We start from the raw sequence: 22,127 nt of genomic DNA on the forward strand, positions 1-22,127 counted from the left end.
CCTCAGGACGGCCGCAGGCCCGCGTGGGCGATCTCCAGGGACTCCATGGCCGGTTGCGAGCTCGACGGGTCGAAGGACGGCCCGTCCCACCGCACCGGGACGATCCCGAGCACCTGCCAGCCGACGATCCGGCTCAGGTCCGGCCGCAGCGCCACGATCTCGCCGTCCTTCGGCTCGACCTTCCGCACGATCTCGTTCAGCCACCGGGCGATCTTGGCGGTGTCCGCGGTGACCGCGCGGCTCAGCGTGATGTTCGTCCAGGTGATCCGGCCCGGCAGTTGCCAGGCGAACCCGTTGTTGCCGCCCTCCGCGTACTGCTCGATCTCGACCTGCGCGCCGAGCCCCGAACAGGTGGTGAACTCGCCCAGGTCGTTCCCGCCGATCGTCAGGCTGAAGAACACACTGCTCGCGAAGATGTTGTCGGTCATCGGCCCCGCCTCCTGCTGTGCTGCTGCTCACGGTCTACGTCGATCCGGTCCCCCGGCGGCCGTCCGGCGCCGGCCCGCGCGCTCAGCGGCGCAGGTCGTACGGCTTCCCGGCCCGCTCCCGGCCCCTGCGCAGCTCGGTGCGCAGCAGGCGGCCGACCGGCTCGACCAGGCGCCGGGCCAGTTCGTCCAGGTCACCGGGTGCGGCGTGGTCGGGCTTGTCAGGGCCCTCGGCCGCCGTGGCGCCCTTCCCCGCGCTGCCCGTCCCCGCGCCGCCTGGCGGCCGTTGCCCACCGGGCTGACCGGTGCTCGACGGGGCCGCCTGCACGGTGGTCGGCCGGCGCGCCGGGACGGCGGTCAACGGCACCCCCACCAGCCCCGCCTGCTCGGCCACCCGCTGCAACACCTGCGCCGTACCGGGCATGGAACGGTGGGCGGCGGGCGGCGGGGACTGGACGAACGAGGCGCCCCCGGATCCGACGGACTGCGCGGCACCGGGCGCTGCCCCGGGTGTCACGGACCGGGACACGACCGGCGACCGTACCGCGAGCGGCTGGGCCTGGGTCTGGGTCTGGGTCGGCGGCAACGGGCCGGGCGCGCCCGGCAGCCGCTGGAGCGAAGGGACCACCGGCAGCGCGGGCGCTGCGGGCGGTGCGGGTCGGACGGGCTGAGCAGGTCGGACGGGCTGTGCGGCGCCTACCGGCGCGGCCGCCCCTTGCGACGACAACCCGGCTGCCGCCGAAGGCCACTGGGCGCGCTGGACGACCGGCGAGGGCGCGCCGGACAGCGGCGAGGCGGCCCGTGGGAGCGCCTGGACACCCGGCGGTGCGAGGCGGACCACGGGCACCGGCGCCGACGCGGCCGACCGGCCGCCGGACCACCCGTCGGACCGGGCTCCGGACCGGGCTCCGGGCTGCGGACGGCCGGACAACGACCGGGCGGCAGCGAGGCGTTGGACAGCCGCAGGGCTGCGGCCGCCACCCCCCTGCGGCTGCTGCGCCACGGGCACCGCGCCGCGCGGCCGTCCGGACCGGACGGGTGAGGGGCCGTCGGCGGACGCCGCAGTCGGTGCGGCGTCGCCGGGCGCTGAACTCCGCTGCACGGAAGGGCGATCGACCACCGCCCGGCCACCCCGGTGTTCGGGTGAACGGCGGGAGCGCAGCCGCTGCACGGCCGTCGCCACCGCGTGCCCGACGCCCCCGCCGGACGGACGACCGGCGGCCACGACACCCTCTCGCGTCCGTACCACCGGCTGCCCGGCGTTGGCAGTCCGGCCGCCCCCGGGGCTCGTCCCGCGCCGGGGAGCGACAGCCCCCCGGCTCTCCCGCGGCGACGCAGCCGACATCGACCGTGCCGCGGCCATCGAATCCTGCTTCGGCTCCGGCCCCGAATCCGTGCGGCGCGCAAGGGCGTTGGGCCAGGCCACCGGAACCACCGGCGGGGCGGCGGGTACCGCAGCGGCCCCCGGCCGGGCACCGCCACCGCCCGCGAGGGGCACCGACGCCGCCGCCAGGGCGACCGCCATCGGACGCTCCCCGATCAACCCGCGCCTCCGGGCGGTGGATTGGACGGCCCGCTGCACACCCAGGCCACCCCCGGCCGGACGGGCCGGAACCACCGGGCCGCCGCCGACACGTCCGGCTGCACGCGGCTCCGCGACGGGGCCGGATCCAGCAGTCACGGAATTAGTTGACGCTGCGTCAATCGTGCTCAAAGACAATGGCGTTGAGGCTGGTGCACTGACCGCGCGCTGCACGGGTGCACCCCCACCGGTGGCGGGCGCACTCGGCCCACCGCCTCCCGGCAGGGCGACCGAGCCCCGCCGGACCCGCCGCCGCCCACCGGCCATGGGACCGGCACCGCCTGCGGATGCCGCCGTCGGCGGTATCGCGTCGAGGGGCGCGCCCAGACCCGAACGCGGCCGCGCCGGGGCCGGGGCTTGAGCCGGAGCCGGAGTCGGGGCCTGGGTCGAGGTCGGCGCCTGGGACCGGGCCGGGGTCGGGGCCTGGGCTCGGGGCGTGATCGGGGCCGGGTGCGAAGGCGCCCGGGACGCTCGTTCGGCCGTCGGCGAGGACGGCGCACGCTGGACGGATGCCCCGCCGACGGGCCCAGGGCCGAACCCGCGCGCTGCCCGTTCGCTGCTCCCGGCCTCCCCGCCACCCGTGGCCCCGGCCTCGGCGCGGACCACCGGCATGGCCGACGACCCCGAGGCAGGCTCAACAACCCGGGGGCCGGAGGCCGCCAGGGGCGCCGCACTCTCAGGCAGCGCGGTCAGGGGCGCGCCGAGCACCGGGCGGGCCGGTGCCGCACCGCGCGTCGCCGCAGCCCGCTGCACTGCCACGTGGGCGGCGCCACCCGGGCCCGACGGCGCTGTCCGGGCCGCCGACTCGGCGCGCTCGGGCACCCGCCCGGCACCGACCGACTCCTCCGCCGCAGCTACCGGCTGGAACTCTTCGACAGCAGGGCTCGACACCCCGCCGACGACGTCCGGCGTGGCCACGCTCGACCCCGGAACGGCCGCCACCGGCCGTACGGTCAGCAACCGGGGGCGCCGCGCCACGGTCAGTGGCGCACTGACGGCCCGCGGTCGCACCGCACGCTGAACGGCCGGGCCCGCCGCGCCGTTCCGGCCTGGCGCCCCGGCGACCGCCTCCGGCTCCCGGGCCGTACCGGCGAGTACCTCCACAACTCCGGCCTCGGCAGCAGCGGTTGCCGCGCCCGCCGCCAGAACAGCACCGCCGGACGGACCCGACACTGCAGCCCCGGCCCGCCGATCGGCGCCCCCCGTCCGCACGGCACGGGCTCCGGCCGACCGTACGGGCAACTGCCGCAGTCGGACGGACCGTTGGACGGGCCTGGCCCGCCGCCGATCCGCCCGCGCGGACGGCTCGGCCGACCCCGGCGAGTCCTGCGACTCCGCCGGCCCGGCCGCCACCGCACCCGCCGTCGGCCGCAGGACGAGCTCGTCCCCGGCGCCGGCGGTCACGGACGGACGGCCCGGCACCGCGACCGCCCGCAGGATGCCCGCCGGGGCGGAGGGCAGCACGGAGTGGCCGAGCGGTCCGCTCAGCGAAGGGTCCTGCCAGGCGGAGAGCCGGGAGCGGAACGCCAGGCCGTCGCTGACGCCGCGCGGCGACACCCCGGCCAGGGTGGGGACCAGCGGCGCCACGGCGCGCCAGCCCCCCTCCCCGGCCGCCGGTCGCGGCCGCGCGACCCCGGCACTACCGGCAGTACCGGCAGTACCGGCAGCACCGACGGCCGAACCCGAGCCCGAAGCCGAGCCCGAGGTCGCGTCGGATCCCGACCGCGAACCCGACCCCGGATCAACCCCGGCGCCGGACCCGCCGCGCCGCCGCCCGATCCAGTCCCGCAGCCCCACCCCCGTCACCCACCCTCACTGATGCGGGAGTTGAGCCGCGCGACCTCGCGCACCCACTGCCCGCGCTCGTGGTGGGTCAGGTCGAGGAGGTCCTCCCGCGACCAGTGGAGGTGGTAGGCGATGTACGCGATCTCCTCGTACAGCCGAGCAGGCGCGTACGTCACGATTCCCCCAGGCGCCCACCGGCGAGGTCGACCTCGAAGGCGCCGTCGCAGTGCGGGCAGGTCACGGCGGCGCGCGTGTGGCCTTCGCTGTTGATCCGCTGGTAGAGGTCCTGGAGGAAGGCCACGTCGGTGGCGTACATCCGCTCGACGATGCCCGTGTGCACCTCGGCGAGGTCGCCCAGCCTGGTGATCACGTGGCTGAGCAGCACCACGCTGAGGTAGGCCGGGTTCTCCTTGACCCGCAGGTCGATCTGCGGCATCAGTTCGTCGCGCGCGGTCGCCAGGCGCATGGCGCCGTGGCGGTGCACGGTGCCGTCGTCGTCGACGTAGCCGAGCGGCAGCTCGAACTCGAACTCGGTGTGCGGGGACTGCCGCCGGGCCGGACCGGCCGGCCCCGCCTGCCCCGGGGCCGCCTGCTGCGGCGCGGGGTTCTGCGGGGCCGGGGCGCCTTCCAGCAGTTCCTCAAGGCCGATCTTGCGCCTCACTCGACCCGGATCTCCTCGAACACGATGGTCACCGTCTCGGTCGCGGCGCTGGACTCGCCCGCGCTGAGCGTGGGGCCCTCCCAGCGGCTCGCCCAGGCGTTGGTGAGCTGGATGCGGCGCAGGGTGGCCCCGGTGGTGTCCTTGACCTCGATGGTGAGGTTCTGCCGGGCGGTGTTGATCGCCCCGTTGTTGAGGGTCTCCTTGATCCAGTCCGTGAACGCGCCGCTCTTGTCCAGGCCGCGGGTGATGGTCACCTCGCCGGGCAGTCGGGCGCCGGGCTGCTTGCGGACGATCAGCTTGCCCTCTTGGGTCACCTGCTTGTACTCGACGACGTCCTGTTCGACCGTCAGGTTGCTGATCTCCTTGACGGACTCGACGTTGTAGCCGCCGAGTTGGACGCCGAATATGTGTGTGGAGAGCGGATCGCCTTCAGCCATGGCGTGTGGTCACCTTCCGATGTGTGTCGACAGTGGGGCCGGCGGGTGGGTCTGCGGTGGGGCCGCGACTCACTCGTCGAGGAGGCTGGTGCTGTCGGAGAACTGGGCCAGCCGGAACACCACGAACTCGGCCGGCTTCACCGGGGAGACGCCGATCTCGCAGATCACCTGTCCGAGGTCGATGGACTCGGGCGGGTTGTTGTCACGGTCGCACTTGACGTAGAAGGCCTCGGCCGCGGTCTGGCCGAACAGCGCCCCGCGCCGCCACTCCTCGGTGAGGAAGGCGGTGATGTTCCGCCGGATGCTGGACCACAGCCGGTCGTCGTTGGGTTCGAAGACGACCCACTGGGTCCCCAGGAGGATGGACTCCTCCAGGTAGTTGAAGAGCCGGCGCACGTTGAGGTAGCGCCAGGCCGGGTCGGAGGAGAGGGTGCGGGCGCCCCAGATCCGGATGCCTCGGCCGGGGAACGCCCGGACGCAGTTGACGCCGATCGGGTTCAGCAGGTCCTGTTCGCCCTTGCTGAGCCGCAGTTCGAGGTCGACGGCGCCACGGATGACCTCGTTGGCGGGCGCCTTGTGGACCCCGCGTTCGGCGTCGCTGCGCGCCCACACCCCGGCCGCGTGGCCGCTCGGCGGCACCAGCACGTTGCGGCCGGTGGCCGGGTCGAAGACCTTGATCCACGGGTAGTAGAGCGCGGCGTAGCGGGAGTCGAAGCCGGCCTCGTCCTGGCGCCAGGTGCGCATCCGCTGGGCGTTGAGGCCGGGCGGCGGGTCCAGCACGGCGATCCGGTCGCCCATCTGCTCGCAGTGCGAGATCACCGCGAGCTGGACGGTGCGCAGGCCCTCGTCGTCGAGGTCGCCGCGCTGGTAGGCGCTCATCAGGTCGGGCACCGCGACCATGGTGATCTCGTCGATCGCCTCCAGGCCGGAGAAGCCGGTGCGGGCGGCCGCGTCGCCGACGTACTCGGCCGGGTCCAGCCGGGTGCCGGCGGCCACCACCGGGCCGGTCGCGGGGGCCGGGGCGGCGGCGAGCGCGTGGCTGCGGCGCTCGGGGCGGCTCGGCGCGGTGCCGGGCTGCTCGGCGACGGCGACCAGCTTGGACTCGCGCAGCTGGGTGACGACGTAGCCCTTGGTGTTCTTCCGGGTGGAGACGTCGTAGCTCTCGACGACCTCGGCACCCCGGCGGACGATCAGCCGGAACCGGTCGTCGGGGACGTTCTCACCCTCGGCGTCGGCGACCTCGACGGACACCTCGCCGCCCGCGCCGGGCAGGGCCGACAGCAGGAAGCCGCCGATCTCCACCGGCGGGGCCGCCGCGACGGCCGGGGCGGGGGCGCCGCCGGGGGCCTGCCGCGCCGGGTCGCCGATCCGCACGACGTAGGCGGAGCCGCCGCCGTTGGCGAAGAACCCGTACACCGCGTGCGCCAGGTAGGTGCCCTCGGTGAACGCACCGAACCGCTGGACGTACTGGTCCCAGTTGGTCACCAGCGTGGGCTCGTGGAAGGGGCCGCTGCCGGCGAAGCCGACGAAGGCGGCGACGGCCGTGCCGACGCCCTCGATCGGCCGGGCACCGGACTGCACCTCCTCCACGTACACGCCCGGGGTCAGGTACGACGGCATACGCGCTCCTCCAGATGACCGGTCCTTGGTCTCACTCGCCCCCGAGTCTGCGTCCGGGGCCGCGGCCGGGGACAGGTCCCCGGGGTCAAGATCGGGGGCAGGATCACTGCCCCGGCGGGCACGGCCGGCTGCGCCCGGCGGCCCCCGGCCGCTCCGGTCAGGTGCGCCCGCCGGTCACGTACGCCCGCCGGACCCGGACCGTTCCGGTCAGGTACGCCCGCCGGCCCCCGGCCGCTCCGGGGCGGGGCGCAGCCGCTCCAGCCACGGCCCGAACTCGCTCTCCAGCACCAGCCGGCCGAGCTTGCGGTACTCCCCGACCACCGCGGCGACCAGCTGGGCCATGCCCAGTGGGGTGCCCGCCCCGGCGGCCAGGTAGGCCGCGGAGACGGCGCAGGCCCGGATCGAGCCGCCGGTGAGCTCGAAGTGCTCGGCGCAGTAGTCCAGGTCGAGGTCGTCGCCGCGGGGCAGGGCCGGTCCGAGGCAGCGGTCCCAGAGCAGCCGGCGCTGTGCCCGGTCGGGCAGCGGGAACTCGGCGATGACGTCCAGCCGCCGGGTGAACGCCTCGTCGAGGTTGGCGCGCAGGTTGGTGGTGAGCAGCGCGATCCCGTCGAAGGACTCCATCCGCTGGAGCAGGTACGCGGTCTCCACGTTGGCGTGCCGGTCGTGGGCGTCCTTGACCTGCGCGCGCTTGCCGAACAGCGCGTCCGCCTCGTCGAACAGCAGGACGCCGTTGACCTGGGCGGCCTCGGTGAAGATCCGTTCCAGGTTCTTCTCGGTCTCGCCGATGTACTTGTCCACCACGGTGGAGAGGTCCACCACGTACAGCTCCATGCCGAGTTCGGCGGCGACCACCTCGGCCGACATGGTCTTCCCGGTGCCGGACTCCCCGGCGAACAGGGCGAGCACGCCGTTGCCGCGGCCGCCGCCGGGGCGCATCCGCCACCGGCCGAGCACCTGCTCGCGGTGCCGGGCGCGCAGCACCAGTTCGCGCAGCCGGTCGGCGGTGGGGTCGGGCAGCACCAGGTCGGGCCAGCCGACGGCGGGCTCGATCCGGCGGGCCAACCGGGCCAGCCCGGCGGCGTTCTGCGCCCGGACGGCGGTCCGCAGGTCCTCGGCGCGCACCGGGCGCCGCTCGGCGGCGGCCGTCCGGGCGGCCACCGAGGCGGCCCGCGCCAGCTTCTCCCGGTCCACCCGGTAGGCGGCCACCGTCTCGGCCAGGCCGTCCGTCAGCTCCTCGTCCAGCGGTGTCCCGGCGGTGGCCAGCGCGCGGGCCCACTGCGCGGCGCGGCCGTCGGCGTCCGGCGGCGGGGCGGTGACCACCACGGGGCTCTCCCGCGACCAGGCCGGGTCCCACACCAGCGGGCCGTGCAGGATCAGCGGGACGGCGGCGAGTTCCGCGCACAGCTCGCGCAACAGCGCTGCCCGCTCGGGGCGTTCGGGCTCCAGCCGGTCCAGTGGGCCGAGCACCACCCCGCCCCCGGCCAGCCGGGCCTCGCGGGCGAGCACCCGTACGGTGGCCCCCGGCGGGCGGGCGGCCAGCGCGGCGGCGTCGACGACCAGCGGCGGACGGCCCTCGGCGGCGAGCGCGGCCACCGCGAGCGGGCCGGCGTGGCCGCCCCGGTCCAGCAGGTAGACGGCTCCGCCGGCCGCCGCCGTCGCGGCCGCGCGCAGCCGGTCGACGGCCTGCGCCTCGGCGGGGGTGAGCGCCCCGGCCGGGGCCATCGGTCGGGCCCGGTCGGCCGGGTCGGCACGGCGGGCCAGCCCGGCGAGGGCGTCGTCCGGTTCGTCCTCGCCGAGCAGGTGGGCCGTCACCCGGTCCGGCACCCGCAGGGTGCGGGAGAGCAGCGGGCGGTCCGGTTCGGTGAGTTCCAGCAGGCCCCCGGCGATCAGCGGGGACCGCGCCGCGAACCGGAAGCGGCCGGCCCCGGCCCCGGGCAGCCCGCACAGTTCGAGGGCCAGCCCGACGGTCGCCCGGCGGCGGGTCAGGTCGTCGTTGAGGTACCCGTAGAGCTGCTCGAAGCGGGGGTCGAGGTCGGGGGCGAGGGCGACCAGCAGCAGGTCGAGGTCGACCGGGAGCAGCCCGAAGGCGGCGCCGAGCCGGGCCAGCCGGGAGCCGGGCGGCGGGGCGGGCGCGTCCTGGCCGGCCGGCGTGCCGTGGCCGGTGGCCACGGCGGCGGAGGCCAGGATCCGTTCGACCGCCTCCGGGCCGAGGTACTGGCCGCGGTACGGGTCGTCCGGGTCCGGGTCGTCGGCCCGGCGCTCGCGCACCGCGGTGCGGACCCGCTGCTCGACCCGGTGCAGGCGTTCCCACAGGTGGCCGCTGTCGTGGTCGTGGCCGTGACCGTTGTCGTGGCCGTTGTCGTGGCCGTTGTCGTCGTCGTGACCGTTGTCGTGGCCGGGCGGGGCGCCGGGCACCGCCAGGGCGAGGTCCGGGCTCACCTGATTCCACCCCCGCTGCTCCCGCCCCTGCTGCTCCCACCCCTGCTGCGGCGGCCGGGCGGCAGGGCGCGGTCGCGCGGGGCGGCGAAGCCCTCCGCTCCGGGGTCGCCGGCGGTGTCGCGGTAGCGCAGCCGCCGTCCGGGGTCGTCGGCGGGCGACTCGGCCGCGTGCGAGGTGTCCACGGCGTGCACCACCAGCCCTTCGGTGACGGGCGGTCCGGCGGGGGTGAGCGCCCCGGCGAGCGGGGCGAGCACCCTCAGGTCGATCGAGGGCCGCAGCTCCCCGCCGAGCGCGGACCAGACGTCGGAGACCGACGGCAGGCCGGTGTCGCGCCCGGCGATGTCCAGGCCGACGGTGAGTCCGAGCCGGGCGAGCGTGCCGGTGAGCAGCCGGGCAGGCAGTGCGTCGACGGCGGTCAGGCACTGCAACACCTCGGCCAGCAGCCGGTGTTCGTCCTGCGGGCGGTTGGTCCAGACGGTGACCAGGTAGGCCAGTTCGAACCAGCGCGGCGCGGCGCGGTGGCCGAGCACCAGGCCGTCGGCGTCGTGTTCGGCGACGGCACCGGCCTGTCGGCGCCCGGTGTCCTCGCGGACGTCGTACAGGAAGACGCTGACGGTCGGCGCGGTGCGCCGGGCCGCCAGGTCGCGGGTGGGCGCGTCGAGGACGACCTCGACGCCGCGCTCGGGCAGTCCGGCCTCGGCGAGCAGCAGTCGCAGCGCCTCGTCGACTTCGTGGATCACCGCCGCTCCACCTCCCCCGCCGGCCCCGGCCCCTGCCCCGGCGCCTGCCCCGGCACGGGAAGTCGACCGGGCCGACTTCCCGTGCCCGCCATCTCACGCCTCACCAGCGCTCCACCCTCTCCGTGCACAGCACACCATCGCCTCCGGCCTCACACCCGCACGGGAAGTCGACCGGGCCGACCTCCCGTGCGGCGGCGTCCTCCGGGCTCACCGCCGGTCCACCTCTCCCGGCGGGCCGATGCTGCCCTCGACCACCAGGAAGGGCGTGGTGACCGGGGAGAAGCCGGGGCCGTCGGCCGTGATGGTGCGCGGGCCGGTCTCGTCCTTGGGCAGGATGAGCAGCTGGCCCGCGAAGGTCCCGTCCGCCTTGGGGTACGTGGGCGCGGCGGCGGCGGTGATGCCGGGGTTCCAGGTGAAGCGGACGGGGGCGCCGGGCGGGAAGTCCACGCCGCGCACGGAGGTCACGAAGCCGGGCTTGCCGATCGGCGGCACGGCGACGATCCGCGGCTGGACGACCCGCAGCGGGGTGCCGGCCCGGTGCGGGCCGGGTGTGGCGTCGGTGCCGGTGGTGGTCAGTTCGGCGGTGACGGTGGTGTCCAGCACCGCGACGGGCGAGAGCACCACCCGGACCACCTGGCTGCGCCCCGGGCGCAGGTCGGCCAGCGCGCAGCTGCCGGCCCGGCAGCCGGGCGGCAGCGCCTCGGTGGGCACGCCGGCGGGCAGGCCGAGGGTGAGCCGCAGGCCGGTGGCGAGGGCCTGGCCGGTGTTGCGCACGGTGTAACTGACGGTCACGTGGCCGCCGACGTAACCGGGGGTCGGCTGGGCGTCGACCGCGACGGTGGGGCCGGCCTGCGGCGGCGCGGGGGCCGGCGGCGGGGGCGCGGGGGCGGGCGTGCTGCTCGGGGTGGTCGGCGCGGGGGTCGGGGTCGCGGTCGGCGTGGGGGTCGGGCTGGGCGAGGCGGTGGGGCTCGGGGTCGGCGTGGGCGCGCTCAGCACCGGCAGGACCGTTTCGGCCGAGTCGTTCTCCGGGTTGGGGTCGACGACCGTCCCGGTGACGCTCCAGCCGAACGGCTGGTCACCGGTGCGGGTGCCGATCAGGGTGGCGGTCACCCGCACCTCGGCGCCCGGTGCCAGGGTGCCCAGTTCGCAGCGCAGCGCGGCCGCGTCGCACGTCCCGACGGGCGTGGTGAGCCCGCCGAGCCGGGCGCCGGTCGGCACGGAGGCGGTGAGGACGGTGCCCGGTGAGGCCGCCGGCCCGCGGTTGGTCACGATGACGGTGACGTCGGTGCTGCCCTCGACCGGCACGGCCGGGGTGCGCGGCGGCGCGCTCAGCGCCAGGTGGACGGACTGCTGGACGGCCGGCTCCTTCTGCCGTCCGGGCAGCCGCCGGTCGAGCGGGGTGAGCTTGCCGCTGGCGAGGTCGTAGGTGCCGAGCCCTTCCGGGGAGTTGGGCGGCAAGGCCCGGCGCGAGGTGAGCACCAGCTGGGCGCCGTTCGGCGTCCAGGCGGCGTCCCGCGGCTGGTACGGGCCGGTGGCGGAGGTGTCGGGCAGCGGCCGGGTGCAGGCGCCCTTGTCGTCGCGCAGCCCGGCGGGCAGCAGCACCGTGCAGTCGGTGCCGGTGGGCGAGGTGACCAGGAGGCCGTCCTGCCGGTTGTTGCCGCCGTCGCCGGCCTTGCGGTTGAAGGCGAGGCGTCGGCCGTCGGGCGAGAACACCGGGCTGTCGTCGATCACGTTGCAGCTGCCGGGGCAGGCCGCCCGGCTGAGGTCGCGCTGGCGGGTGAGGTCGTCGGCGGCGACGGTCCAGACGTGCAGGTTGCCGGGGTTGCCGTTGACCACGGCGGTCCGGGAGAAGGCGATCAGTTTGCCGTCGGGGGACCAGAACGGCTCGCCGTCGGAGGCGCCCGGCTGCTCGGCGGGCGGCTGGACGGTACCGACGATCGCGCCGGTGGCCACCTGGGCGATCAGCAGCCGACCGGGGCGGGCCGGGGTCTGCCCGGCGGCCGGGGTACTGCGGCTGAACACGATGAGCCTGCCGTCCGGGGAGAGCGAGGGGTCGGTGTCCCGGTCGGTGGGCCCGCGGCCGGCGAGGTTCAGCGGGCGCGGGTTCGAGCCGTCGGCGTCGGCCTGCCAGATCCGCTGGATCCGCCCGGCTGGGGAGTCCTCGTAGCGGGTGACGACGAGCTGTCGGCCGTCGGGCGTGTAGCTCTGCCGCTCGTACCAGGGGTCGTAGCCGGGGCGGGGGTGGAAGAGCGGGTCGGCGCCCGGGTCGGGGTTGGTGTTGGTGTCGGCGGCCGGGTCCTCGGTGAGCACGCTGATGCCGAGGTCGCGCGGGTCGGTGCCGTCCTGGTGGACGTCCTGGACGTCGGCGGTGTTGGCGGTGGCGGCACTGGTCTGCTCGACCACCGGGCCGCCCTCGGCCTGGGTGCCGAGCCAGGTCGGGGTCGAGATCAACCGGTTGGTGCGGTAGAGGAGTTGGGGGTCGGTGCAGTCGCAGGTCGGCGCCCGGTAGAGGTTCACCACGGGCGGCTGGTTCGGGTCGGGCTGCGGCGCCGGGGGCGGGGAGGTGAGCTGGTCGGCACTGAGGAAGAGGACGCCGGTGCCGTCGGCCAGCCAGGCGGCGGAGCCGGTGCGCCAGGTGGAGCCGGTGCCGGGGAAGAACGCCTTGTCGCCGCCGGTGGGCGAGGTGAGCATCAGGGTGCGGCCCTGGTCGCCCTTGTCCCAGGTGTAGACGATCTGGTTGCGGTGGGCGTCGTCGTTCACCGGGTTCCAGGTCGGGTCGACGGCGTCGCCGTCGGTCACGTTGGTGATCTTGACGGGCGCGCCGCCGGCGAACGGCCGCAGGTAGATCTGGCGGTGCGCAGGGTCGCCGGTGCAGGAGTACGCGATCCACTGGCCGTCGGGCGAGACGGTCGGGTGGGTCTCGTCGGCGGCGCCGTCGGTGATCCGGCGCAGCCCGGTGCCGTCCCGGTTGACCGCCCACAGCACGTGCTGGGTGCCGCCGGAGGCGGTGGTCTCCACCGCCTCGAAGACGACGCCCTTGCCGTCCGGGGCGAGCGCGGGGTGGGCGGTGTCCATGCCGTTGGTGAGCCGGCGCACCGCGCCGTTCGCGTCGCGCAGGTAGACCTGGGGCAGCGGGCTGTCCCGCAGGCTGGTGAAGACCAGTTCGCCGCCGCGGGCCGAGGGTTCCTGGTCGAAGTGGACCGGGCCGGGCCCGAACAGCGGGGTGCTGGCGGCGCCGCCGGTCACCCGGCCGAGGCCGCGGTGGTTGGTGCCGGCGTAGACGATCCGCCCGGCGGCCGGGTCCTCGGCGGTGACGGCCGGGGCCGTCCGGCCGGTCGGCGTGACGGGGGCGGAGCCCAGGGTCAGCACGGCGGTCGCCAGCGCGAGCAGCACCGCGACGGCGGCCCGGGCCGGCCGCCGGACGGGGCGGGGGGTGGCGGTGGCGCCGATCACGCTCGACCTCACAGGATGGCAGGGGCGGTCTCCCCCGCAGTCTCACCGGCCCGGGTGCCCGGGAACAGGGCCCGGGCACCCGAGCCGGGGGTAACGGCCGGTGTCCGCAAAGGGCAGGACGCCGCGGTCGCGGGCGCTGGGGCGTGTCTGACCGTTCGCGTCGGATCAGCGCGCGGCGTTGGGGTGCGTGCATCGCAAGGCGGAGGAGCGAGTCCATGCGGAGCATCGGCGACCGACGACAACGCGGCGAGGTGCGTGCCCCAACGCCGCGCGCCCGGCGGGAACGGTCAGACACGCCCCACGGACGTCCGTCCGCGCCGGGACGCTCCTGCTCCTCGGGATCAGCCCCCCTCTCTCAGATCAGGCCGCGCCGCATCGCGTACCCCACCGCGTGCGCCCGGTTGCGCAGCCCGAGCCGGGTGATGATCTCGTGCAGCACGTTCTTGACGGTGCGTTCCGAGTACGAGGTCTTGGCCGCGATCTCGCTGGTGTCGAAGCCCTCGGCGACCAGCCGCAGCATCTCCGCCTCCCGGGCCGTCAGGGTGGACAGGGTCAAGCCGCGTCCGTCGAGCATGGTGCGCTGGAGCGTCCCGATCCGGTCGAGCAGTTCGCCGAGGAGGTCCCCGGGCATCACCCCCTCGCCGTTGGCCAGGGCGGTGATCAGGTGCACCAGCCGGTCCTGGTCCGCCTCCGAGCGGCGCAGCACGGCGGCGACGCCGTGCTCGACGATGGTCTGCAGCCCGCCGGCCTCGAACTGGCCGACCACCAGGCCGATCCGGCCCGAGGTGGCGAGGCGCAGTCGGCGCAGGTGGTCGGCGACCGCCTCGGTCAGGGCGTCCACGACCAGCAGGGAGACCTCCGCCCGGCCCGCGTCGGCCTCACTGAGCAGTTCCACCTCGGGCCGCTGGCGCAGCTGTTGGACCACCCCGGTCTGCAGGATCAGGTCCTCGGCGTACACCGCCACGGGTATCTGGGCCGGCCGGGGGCGCCCCTGCACCGGGATCCGTGCCCCGGCCGGGCGGGTGGTCACGGACGGCGGTGCGGCCGGCCCCCTGCGGCTGGTGACGGCTTCCCCTCGGGTCGCCTCGATCGATGTCATCGGAACACTCCATTCTCCTGCGGTCCTGCGGCTGTTGCGGCCCGGCGCCGTGGCGCGGGGCCGGTCGGGGGCCCGGTGGGGGCCTCGGTGGGGGCCCGGTCGGGCCCCGCGTGGTCGGTGGCGGCGGCGCCGGGCAGGGCCGGTCCGTCCGTACGGGCAAGGGGTGTGCCCACGGCTTGCCCGTACGGCCCTCTCCGTGGACGGTCCTCCGGCCCTACCGTCACGCCATGACCACTTCCGCCGAACTCGGCCTGCCCGCGCTGACGGTGGCGCCCGGTGGCGTGGCCACCACGACGCTGACGGTGCGCAACGACCTCGACATCGTCGAGGCGTACACGCTGGAGGTGGTCGGCGACTGCGCCGCGTGGACGACGGTCGAGCCGGCCCGGGTCTCGCTCTTCCCGGGGACGTCCGAGACGGTGACGGTGCGCCTCGCCCCACCGCGCTCGCCCGCCGCCCGGGCCGGGGAGTTCCCGCTCGGCATCCGGGTCCTGCCGACCGAGCGCCCCGAGCTGGTGACGGTGCCGGAGACCACGGTCACCGTGACGCCCTTCCAGGAGCTGCAGGCCGCGCTCGCGCCCCGGCGCCGCCGGGGCTGGCTGCGCGGCCGCTACCGCACCTCGGTGCGCAACCTCGGCAACGCCCCGGGCACCGTGGTGCTCACCCCCGGTCAGGCCGGCGAGGAGCTGCGCTTCCGGGCGACCCCGGAGCGGCTTCGCCTGGAACCCGGCGAGTCCGGGGAGCTGCGGTTGCAGGCCCGCGCCCGCAAGCTGATCTGGTTCGGGAAGCAGGCCTCCTGGCCGTTCGAGGTCGCGGTGGGCCCCGAGCCGGCCCCTGCGGGCAAGGCCTCCGACGGCAGGGGCAAGGACAGCAAGGACGGCAAGGGCACCGGCGGCGCCGCCACCGAGGGCACCGCCGCAACTCCCGCTCCCACCCCCGCTCCCGCTCCCGCGGACGCCCTCACCGCCGCCCAACGGCCGGTGCTGGAGGGCGAGTTCATCCAGCTCCCGATCTTCCCCAAGTGGCTGCTGGCCCTGCTGGCGGCGCTGATCGCCCTCCTGCTGGCCTGGTTCGCCCTGGTCCGCCCGGCGGTGCGCAGCTCCGCCAAGCAGGCCGCCGAGCAGGCCGTCGCCCAACAGAGCGCCACCCCGGCCGTGCCCGCCGGCAGTCCCGGCGGCGGACCGGGCGCCCCCGCCGGCGGCAACCCCACCGCACCGGGCAAGCCGGGCTCCGGGCAGCCCACCGGCGGCGGCCGCCCCGCCCCCGGCCCGGGCCTGGCGGAGCCGGGCACCGGCCGGCAGAGCTCCGCGACCATCGACGTGCCGACCGGGGCCGGCGCCGCGGCCACCGGCAGCTACCAGGTGCCGCACGGCAAGGTCTTCGACATGACCGACCTCGTGATCGCCAACTTCCAGGGCGACCAGGGCGTCGTGACCATCACGGCCGGCCAGAAGGTGCTCAACACCATCGCCTTGGAGACCTTCCGCAACCAGGACTACCACTGGGTGACTCCCATCCAGGTCCCCGAGGACCAGGCTGTGACGGCGAGCGTGACCTGCGAGTCCCCGGGCACTCCGGCCTCGGGCAAGCAGGCACCCACGTGCCACGAACTCCTCAACATCAGCGGAACGTTGAGCGACATCAGGCAGGGGAACTGACCCGGTGCACACGGTGCCCTCCCCTCCCGGCGACCGGACCGGAAAGGTGCACCCGATGCCCCAACGGTGTCAATGGGCCCCTTCCGCCGGAATCACCCCGTTCTCCTCCGTGATCTTCCCCTTCCGTATCTCCTCCCACGGCCCGTGACCATGTCAACGCGGGACGGACGTCGTGCCCGGTCCGCGCACCGGGCGACAACCCGTTCGAACCCCGGCACCACGGGCCGCGTGCCCTCCCGGGGAACCCGGTCGGGACCCACCGGGGCAACCGACCGTTCCCCCGTGGACGGCGAAGTCTGCCCCCGGCGCCCTACTGACGCGTCATCAGTACAGCAGTAGGTTTGCGTCGTTCCCACACCGGAGACGCCTTCGGGGCCGTATACGCACCGAATCGCCACAAGGCGGAAGGAATCCGACCACCGTGCGCGCACATGAACCGGACCGGCGGGCCGACCAGCGGGGCGACCGGGGGGACGCCCCAGCCGCCCGCGCACCCCGCCCGGGCCCTCGGCCCGGCACCGCCCTCGCCCTGCAACGGACCCTCGGCAACGCCGCGGTGAGCCGCCTGGTCCGGGAGGCCCGGGCCGGCTCCGGCGCCCACGGCGGCCACGACTGCGCGGGCCACGGCAGCGCGGGCCACGGCGCCGAGCCGGAGGAACTGCCGCTCCAGCGCTCCCTGGTCCCCCAGGTGCTGCGCAGCGCCGGGAAGCCCCTGGACGCTCCCACCCGCAGCGAGATGGAGGCCCGCCTCGGCGCCGACTTCTCCGACGTCCGGCTGCACACCGGCAGCGCGGCCGCCGCCTCCGCGGCCGAGGTCGGCGCCCGCGCCTACACCTCCGGCAACCACGTGGTGCTCGGGCCGGGCGGCGGCGACCGGCACACCCTGGCGCACGAGCTCACCCACGTCATCCAGCAGCGCCAGGGCCCGGTGGCCGGCACCGACCGCGGCGACGGCCTGCGGGTCTCCGACCCGTCCGACCGCTACGAGCGCGAGGCGGAGGCCAACGCCGTCCGCGCCCTCGCCGGCCCGCTGCAACGCACGGAGGAGCCGGCCGCCCCCGCCCGGGCCGGGGGCGCGGTGCAGCGGATGCCCAAGCGGAACGCGGACGTCGCCGAGGTGCGCGGCAGCAGTCCGCCCGCGCGCACCACCCGGGGCAAGGCACGCGCGGCGAACCTCGACCTCGCCCGGCCGGTGCTGGAGTTCGAGTCCGGCTACGAGGGCCCGGCCACCCAGAAGATGGACGACGACCAGAGCATCGGCTTCTGGCAGGTCGCCCGGTTGAAGAACCCGCCGGGCGCCCCGCAGCGGGTCTCCACCAACTACCACTTCTGGCAGGAGGTCACCGACTCCAACGTCCAGGTCGTCCGGGCGAAGGACGGCGGCTACGGCGAGCACGACTCGGCGCGCGACTGGGTCCAGGACGGCCCGTACCGCCCGAACTACACCAACGCCGTCATCGTCGACGCCCAGAACCAGATCGAGTTCAACGACAACCCGGGCTTCTCCACCTCGGCCCGGATGACCGCCGGGTACTGGCTCCAGCAGTACAGCGTCTCGTTCCGCTGGAAGGTCGCCCCGAACGCGGGCACCTGGAACCGGAACCTGCCCGCCTGGACCAGCCCCGTGGTCACCCACAGCGTGAGCGCGCAGTTCGATCCCGAGCACCCGGACGAGCCGGTCGCGATCACCGTCCACGAGGGCGGCAGCCACACCTGGAACGTCGACCTGACCCCGTACACCACGGGGGCGTGAAACGACTGAGCCCCCGGGGAATCCCCGGGGGCTCGGCCCAACGCGCTCGACGGTCCGGACGGTCAGCGCCTCGGCCCGGCCAGGGCGTACACCGCCGTGCCGACCGCCCCCAGGCCCCACGCCGTCCAGGTGGACACCGTGGTGGCCGGGGAGAAGGTCATCCAGTGCACCACCTCCCCCGCGGTGCCGGCGGCGGCCGGGCTGAGGACGGTGACCGCCAGCCAGCCGGTCGGCAGGATCCAGGCCAACTGCGCTCCCCACAGCGCCGCCCCGAGCGCGGCCAGGCCGGCCAGCCCGGCGGCGTCCCGGACCACGTACCCGGTCGGGGCGGGGTCCGCCCCCACCAGCCGGAGCGCCAGCAGCGCCGCGGCGGCGACCGCACCCATCAGCAGGACGTGCGCCGCCCGGCGGGGCACCCACCGGATCGCGGCCGTCCGGTCCAGCGCGGTGTCCTGCCCGCCGAGCCCGACGGAGGCGGCCGCCATGCTCAGGGTGAGGACCAGGACGACCGTCACCAGGTCCATCGGCCCCGGGCCGTCGTGGCAGAAGGCCCAGGCCGCCAGCAGCACCGGCACGGCGACGGCCGCCGAGGCGGGCACCTGCCGCGAGCGCGCGTACAGGGTCAGCCACCTCATCGGGACACCTCCCCCGTCAGCGGCGCCAGCTCGCTCCCGCAGGACAGCGCGGCGGCCCGGACCTCGGCGACCCGCGCGCGCTGCTCGGCCCGCGGCAGCGCGTTCAGCTTCTCCCAGGCGGCCGTCGCGCTCGTCCACGCGGCCTGGGCGTACTGGTCCTCCTCGGGCTTCTCCAACGGCTGGACCTGACGGTCCCCGAGCGCCCAGCTCGCGACGACGCTCTGCGCCGGGAGGGAGAGCTGCCCCCCGCCCTCCCACGGGGTGCGCGGCCGGCAGTTCGGCGCCAGGCCCTGGGCGACCAGCAGCCGGGTCAGCTCCGCCCCCGTCGCCCGGGCGATCAGCGGGTCGTCGAAGTCGACCAGCACCGTGTCGGCGGACAGTTGGCGGTCGTCGCCGTTCGCGCGCAGTGTGGTCTCCTCGTGGACCGTGGCCGGCGCCCGGTCGCCCAGGGCGTCGTGCAGCACCCGCAGCGCCTCCTTGCCGGCCGGCGCGAGTACGGGCAGCTGCGTGCCGTTCGCCCGCGTCACGCACACCGGGCCGTCGCAGACCAGGGCCGCGGCGGCCCGGTCGACGACGTAGGTGTCGCGCGGGTCGCCCGGCAGGACCAGCAGGGCCAGCACCGCACCGGCCAGGACGGGGGCCGCCGCGAACAGCCGGGCCCGGGTGGTCGAGGCCGCCAGCAGCGCGAACCCGGTGCCCAGCAGGCCGAGGAACCACAGCGCCTGCCCCAGGTCCACCGCCCCGGAGAGGGTCAGCAGCATCTCGCGCGGCATGTCGGTCACTGGCGACAGCTGGGAGAGGCGGTTCGACGCCTGGCCCGACGGCAGCGCCCCGTCGGTGGTCTGCCGCAGGTACATGACCGCCACCAGGGAGCCCACCACCAGGATCGGCGGGGTGAGCACCGAGGGCAGGGTCCGCGCGAGGCCCATCCCGAACACGGCGCCCGCGACCAGGGCCAGCACCGCCACCAGCGAGATCGGCAGCCAGCCCGCCGGCAGGTAGTCGGTCTCGCCGAGGGCCACCTGGCTCCCGCCCCACAGCACGAGCAGGCCGAAGCCCGCCGCCAGCGCGAGCGCCAGCGCGCCGGCGGGCAGCGCCGCACGGCGCCAGGCCGGACGCGGCGTGCTCGCCAGCAGTTCGGCCGTCCGCGAGCGGGCGTCGCGCAGTCCGTACACCGCGCCGAAGCCCACCGAGAGCGGCCACAGGTAGGCCAGCATGGAGCGGGTCGTCAGCGCCATCGACGTCCACTGCCCGGTCCACGCCGCGGTGCCCTGCCACCACAGCCCGTTGACGGCGTAGAGGATGGCCAGGCTGCCGCCCAGGACGACCAGACCGGCCCACGGGGCGACGGAGCGCCTCAGCTCGGTACGCAGAACCCGGGTGTTCACCAGTTGCCCCCCTGCCGGCCGGAGTCACTGAGCAGCGCCGAGTAGCCGCGCTCCAGCGGGCTGTCCCCCGGGTACTCGCTGCCGCCCGCGGCGGCCAGGTCGTCCGGGGTGCCCTGGAAGACGAGGCGCCCGTCGGCGAACAGCACCACGTCGGTGCAGGCCGCCGCGACGTCCTCGACCAGGTGGGTGGAGACGACCACGCAGGTGTCCCGGCCCAGTTCCTGGAGCAGCTCGCGGAAGCGCAGCCGCTGCGCCGGGTCCAGGCCGGCCGTCGGCTCGTCCAGCAGCAGCACCGCGGGGTCGTTGACGATCGCCTGGGCGATGCCGGCCCGCCGCACCATGCCGCCGGACAGGGTCTTCATCCGGTGGTCGGCGCGGTCCGCCAGGCCCACCCGCTCGACGGCCCGCTGGACGGCCGCGGGGATGTCCTGCTTCGGCACCTCCTTCAACCAGGCCATGTACTCCACGAACTCGCGCACGGTGAAGCGCTTGTAGTAGCCGAAGTCCTGCGGCAGGTAGCCGATCCGGCGCCGCAGCGCCCGGTGGTCGCCCAGCCCGGCGACGGAGGTGCCGAGCAGTTCCAGCTCGCCGCCGGCCGGTCGCAGCACCGTCGCGAGCGCCCTGATCAGGCTGGTCTTGCCCGCGCCGTTGGGCCCCAGCAGGCCGTGGGCGCCGAGCCCCAGGGAGAGGTCGAGGCCGTCGACGGCCATCTTCTTCCGGCCGACCCGGACTCTCAGGTCACTGGCCCGGATCTCCCAGGCGTAGGTCTTCGGCGCGATGTCGGCCGCGCTCGTCATGGGCGCCATGCGGTGGCCCCTTTCGAGGGTCGATGGTGTTGTCACAACGTCGAGTAGGTGTTCCGGCGGGCGATCACGGCGGCGACCCCCAGCACGAGGAGCAGGCCCCACACCGGCAGCCGGCCCGGCTGCAGGGCGAGCCACAGGGCTGCGGGGGTACGTCCGGTGACGGCGGCGGGAAGGAGCACGGCGATGCTCCAGAGGGCCGCCAGAGCGACTGCGGCGCGGGTCACCCCGACGACGCTGCCCAGGGCCAGCGCCGTGGACGTGAAGGCGAGCGAGGGCAGCAGCCACTGGGCGGCCGACATGGTGCCGGTCAGCCACCCCGTCAGCAGGAGCCCGGGCACGACCACGGCGAGCACCGCCGTGGTGCGCCTGAGCAGCAGGGGCAGACCCGCGCGGGCGGTCGAGGCGGTCAGCTCGTACACCGGGTCCAGGGCGCGCGACCACGCCGCGGCGACGCCGAACAGCGGCAGCACGGGCGCCAGCAGCGACAACGGCGAGGCACCGCCGAGCGATCCCGACGGCGCGAGCGCGTCCAGCAGCAGCGCCAGCAGGGTGACGGTGACGGTCATGGCCAGCCACGGCCCCGTCGCGGGCGTCAGCCAGGCCGACAACCACCGCGGACGGCGCCACCGGGCGGGCGCCCGGACCTCGGCGTCCAACTGCGGCGCCAGGCCGGTCCGCACGGTGTCCAGCAGCGCGGCGACCTCGGGCGCCTCGGTGACGACCGAGGCCGCCAGTAGCGCCCGGCACGGCGCACAGGTCTCCAAGTGGGCCTCCAGTGCCCACACCGTGTCCGCGGCCATCGCCGCGTCCCCCCGCGCGTAGTCGGCGACGAGCCGCCGGGACGCGTGTTCCTCCGTCATGCCAGTGCCTCCCGCATCGCGATCCGAGCCCGCCGGGCACGGGTCTTGACCGTGCCTTCGGGCAGTCTGAGCAGCACGGCCGTCTCCCGGACGGACAGCCCGTCCAGCACCGTGGCCTGCAGCACCTCGCGCAGTTCCGGGGCCAGGCGCCGCAGCGCGTCGCCCACGTCGCCGCCGACCGTCCCGGCGAGCGCCTCCTCCTCCGCCCCGGGCACCACCGCCCGCTCGGCGGCGGCCACCGGCGGCTCGGCGTGGTGGGCCCGGCGCCGGAACGCGTCGACCAACCGACGCGCCGCGATCGTCCACAGCCACCCGACGGCCGAACCGCCCACGGCGCTCCCGGCGAACGCGCCGGCCGCGCGCCACACCGCCAGATAGGTCTCCTGCATGACCTCGGCGACGACCTGCTCGTCCGAGCAGCGACGGCGCAACCGCACCGCCAGCCACGGCGACGTCCGGCGGTACAGCTCGTCGAACGCCCCGCGGTCGCCCTTGGCCACGAGCCGGAGGAGACGTTCCTCGTCCAGCTCGTCCAGTGCTCTCCTACGTGATCTCACACCAGCCAGACGCCCAATCCGGCGCGCAGGTTCTTGATCTGGCGTGACCTGCGTCACAGTGCGGGTCGCCCCTTCCCCGGAAATGCGGACCCGGAAATGCGAAAAGGCCCACCCGGTAACCCGGGTGGGCCTTCTCTGAATGATTGTTCGGCGGCGTCCTACTCTCCCACAGGGTCCCCCCTGCAGTACCATCGGCGCTGTGAGGCTTAGCTTCCGGGTTCGGAATGTA

At 75.7% G+C, this 22,127-nt stretch carries 17 protein-coding genes and 1 rRNA gene; 2 read left to right on the forward strand and 16 right to left on the reverse strand.

Annotated elements, in window-relative coordinates; translation table 11 throughout:
• Positions 1 to 2: 2 nt before the first annotated feature.
• From ACFV8H_RS27830 to ACFV8H_RS27875, 10 genes are all read right to left on the reverse strand, one after another.
• Positions 3 to 428 (reverse strand): phage tail protein, encoded by a 426-nt coding sequence (locus tag ACFV8H_RS27830; RefSeq protein ID WP_375893480.1) that lies wholly within the window; start codon positions 426 to 428, stop codon positions 3 to 5.
• 82 nt (positions 429 to 510) lie between these two features.
• Positions 511 to 954, reverse strand: coding sequence for a hypothetical protein (locus ACFV8H_RS27835; RefSeq protein WP_380405168.1), 444 nt, complete (start codon positions 952 to 954; stop codon positions 511 to 513).
• A gap of 2,855 nt (positions 955 to 3,809) precedes the next feature.
• Entirely contained in the window at positions 3,810 to 3,968 is a 159-nt protein-coding gene (locus ACFV8H_RS27840) for a DUF6760 family protein (RefSeq protein WP_360244231.1), read from the reverse strand.
• A complete protein-coding gene (locus ACFV8H_RS27845; protein ID WP_380405171.1) occupies positions 3,965 to 4,453 on the reverse strand; it encodes a hypothetical protein in 489 nt (162 codons plus the stop codon). The genes ACFV8H_RS27840 and ACFV8H_RS27845 overlap by 4 nt, the downstream gene beginning before the upstream one ends.
• Positions 4,450 to 4,890 carry a phage tail protein gene (locus ACFV8H_RS27850; protein ID WP_350509413.1) on the reverse strand — a complete coding sequence of 147 codons (441 nt, stop codon included), beginning with the start codon at positions 4,888 to 4,890 and terminating at the stop codon, positions 4,450 to 4,452. The genes ACFV8H_RS27845 and ACFV8H_RS27850 overlap by 4 nt, the downstream gene beginning before the upstream one ends.
• Before the next feature lie 69 nt (positions 4,891 to 4,959).
• Positions 4,960 to 6,510: a phage tail sheath family protein gene (locus ACFV8H_RS27855; protein WP_380405174.1), complete on the reverse strand. Its 1,551-nt coding sequence runs from the start codon at positions 6,508 to 6,510 to the stop codon at positions 4,960 to 4,962.
• Positions 6,511 to 6,717: 207 nt separating this feature from the next.
• Positions 6,718 to 8,823, reverse strand: a complete 2,106-nt coding sequence (locus ACFV8H_RS27860; RefSeq protein WP_380405203.1) for an AAA family ATPase — start codon at positions 8,821 to 8,823, stop codon at positions 6,718 to 6,720.
• A gap of 122 nt (positions 8,824 to 8,945) precedes the next feature.
• Complete coding sequence (locus ACFV8H_RS27865; protein WP_380405177.1) at positions 8,946 to 9,689, reverse strand: DUF4255 domain-containing protein; 744 nt, start codon at positions 9,687 to 9,689, stop codon at positions 8,946 to 8,948.
• Between the two features lie 207 nt (positions 9,690 to 9,896).
• Entirely contained in the window at positions 9,897 to 13,142 is a 3,246-nt protein-coding gene (locus ACFV8H_RS27870) for a hypothetical protein (RefSeq protein ID WP_380405180.1), read from the reverse strand.
• 355 nt (positions 13,143 to 13,497) lie between these two features.
• On the reverse strand, positions 13,498 to 14,241 hold the full coding sequence (locus tag ACFV8H_RS27875) for a LuxR C-terminal-related transcriptional regulator (RefSeq protein WP_380405183.1): 744 nt from the start codon (positions 14,239 to 14,241) through the stop codon (positions 13,498 to 13,500).
• A gap of 227 nt (positions 14,242 to 14,468) precedes the next feature.
• Between ACFV8H_RS27875 and ACFV8H_RS27880 the strand changes: the two genes are divergently transcribed.
• Together ACFV8H_RS27880 and ACFV8H_RS27885 are read left to right on the forward strand one after the other, a co-directional pair.
• The gene (locus ACFV8H_RS27880; RefSeq protein ID WP_380405185.1) at positions 14,469 to 15,899 is read left to right on the forward strand and encodes a hydrolytic protein; all 1,431 of its coding nucleotides are present in this window, start codon (positions 14,469 to 14,471) and stop codon (positions 15,897 to 15,899) included.
• A gap of 421 nt (positions 15,900 to 16,320) precedes the next feature.
• On the forward strand, positions 16,321 to 17,652 hold the full coding sequence (locus tag ACFV8H_RS27885) for a DUF4157 domain-containing protein (protein ID WP_380405187.1): 1,332 nt from the start codon (positions 16,321 to 16,323) through the stop codon (positions 17,650 to 17,652).
• A 62-nt stretch (positions 17,653 to 17,714) separates the two neighbouring features.
• Here the strand turns inward: ACFV8H_RS27885 and ACFV8H_RS27890 are convergent, their stop codons facing one another.
• The 6 genes from ACFV8H_RS27890 to rrf all read right to left on the reverse strand — a co-directional run.
• Entirely contained in the window at positions 17,715 to 18,287 is a 573-nt protein-coding gene (locus ACFV8H_RS27890; RefSeq protein ID WP_380405189.1) for a hypothetical protein, read from the reverse strand.
• Positions 18,284 to 19,675, reverse strand: coding sequence for a hypothetical protein (locus ACFV8H_RS27895; protein WP_380405191.1), 1,392 nt, complete (start codon positions 19,673 to 19,675; stop codon positions 18,284 to 18,286). The genes ACFV8H_RS27890 and ACFV8H_RS27895 overlap by 4 nt, the downstream gene beginning before the upstream one ends.
• On the reverse strand, positions 19,672 to 20,481 hold the full coding sequence (locus tag ACFV8H_RS27900; RefSeq protein ID WP_375893457.1) for an ATP-binding cassette domain-containing protein: 810 nt from the start codon (positions 20,479 to 20,481) through the stop codon (positions 19,672 to 19,674). The genes ACFV8H_RS27895 and ACFV8H_RS27900 overlap by 4 nt, the downstream gene beginning before the upstream one ends.
• 32 nt (positions 20,482 to 20,513) lie before the next feature.
• Entirely contained in the window at positions 20,514 to 21,341 is an 828-nt protein-coding gene (locus ACFV8H_RS27905) for a zf-HC2 domain-containing protein (protein WP_380405194.1), read from the reverse strand.
• Positions 21,338 to 21,841: an RNA polymerase sigma factor gene (locus ACFV8H_RS27910; RefSeq protein WP_380405197.1), complete on the reverse strand. Its 504-nt coding sequence runs from the start codon at positions 21,839 to 21,841 to the stop codon at positions 21,338 to 21,340. The genes ACFV8H_RS27905 and ACFV8H_RS27910 overlap by 4 nt, the downstream gene beginning before the upstream one ends.
• 202 nt (positions 21,842 to 22,043) lie before the next feature.
• Positions 22,044 to 22,127: ribosomal RNA gene (gene rrf, locus ACFV8H_RS27915) — 5S ribosomal RNA — on the reverse strand; the annotation flags it as partial.

The sequence above is a fragment of the Kitasatospora sp. NPDC059827 genome (genome assembly GCF_042731675.1).
GTDB lineage: Bacteria > Actinomycetota > Actinomycetes > Streptomycetales > Streptomycetaceae > Kitasatospora.

What these genes read in the sequence shown, in the direction of transcription:
- ACFV8H_RS27830 (WP_375893480.1), bottom strand. Translation starts at nt 428, where the DNA reads ATGACCGACAACATCTTCGCGAGCAGTGTGTTCTTCAGCCTGACGATC.
- ACFV8H_RS27850 (WP_350509413.1), bottom strand. Translation starts at nt 4,890, where the DNA reads ATGGCTGAAGGCGATCCGCTCTCCACACACATATTCGGCGTCCAACTC.
- ACFV8H_RS27855 (WP_380405174.1), bottom strand. Translation starts at nt 6,510, where the DNA reads ATGCCGTCGTACCTGACCCCGGGCGTGTACGTGGAGGAGGTGCAGTCC.
- ACFV8H_RS27875 (WP_380405183.1), bottom strand. Translation starts at nt 14,241, where the DNA reads ATGACATCGATCGAGGCGACCCGAGGGGAAGCCGTCACCAGCCGCAGG.
- ACFV8H_RS27880 (WP_380405185.1), top strand. Translation starts at nt 14,469, where the DNA reads ATGACCACTTCCGCCGAACTCGGCCTGCCCGCGCTGACGGTGGCGCCC.
- ACFV8H_RS27890 (WP_380405189.1), bottom strand. Translation starts at nt 18,287, where the DNA reads ATGAGGTGGCTGACCCTGTACGCGCGCTCGCGGCAGGTGCCCGCCTCG.
- ACFV8H_RS27900 (WP_375893457.1), bottom strand. Translation starts at nt 20,481, where the DNA reads ATGGCGCCCATGACGAGCGCGGCCGACATCGCGCCGAAGACCTACGCC.
- ACFV8H_RS27905 (WP_380405194.1), bottom strand. Translation starts at nt 21,341, where the DNA reads ATGACGGAGGAACACGCGTCCCGGCGGCTCGTCGCCGACTACGCGCGG.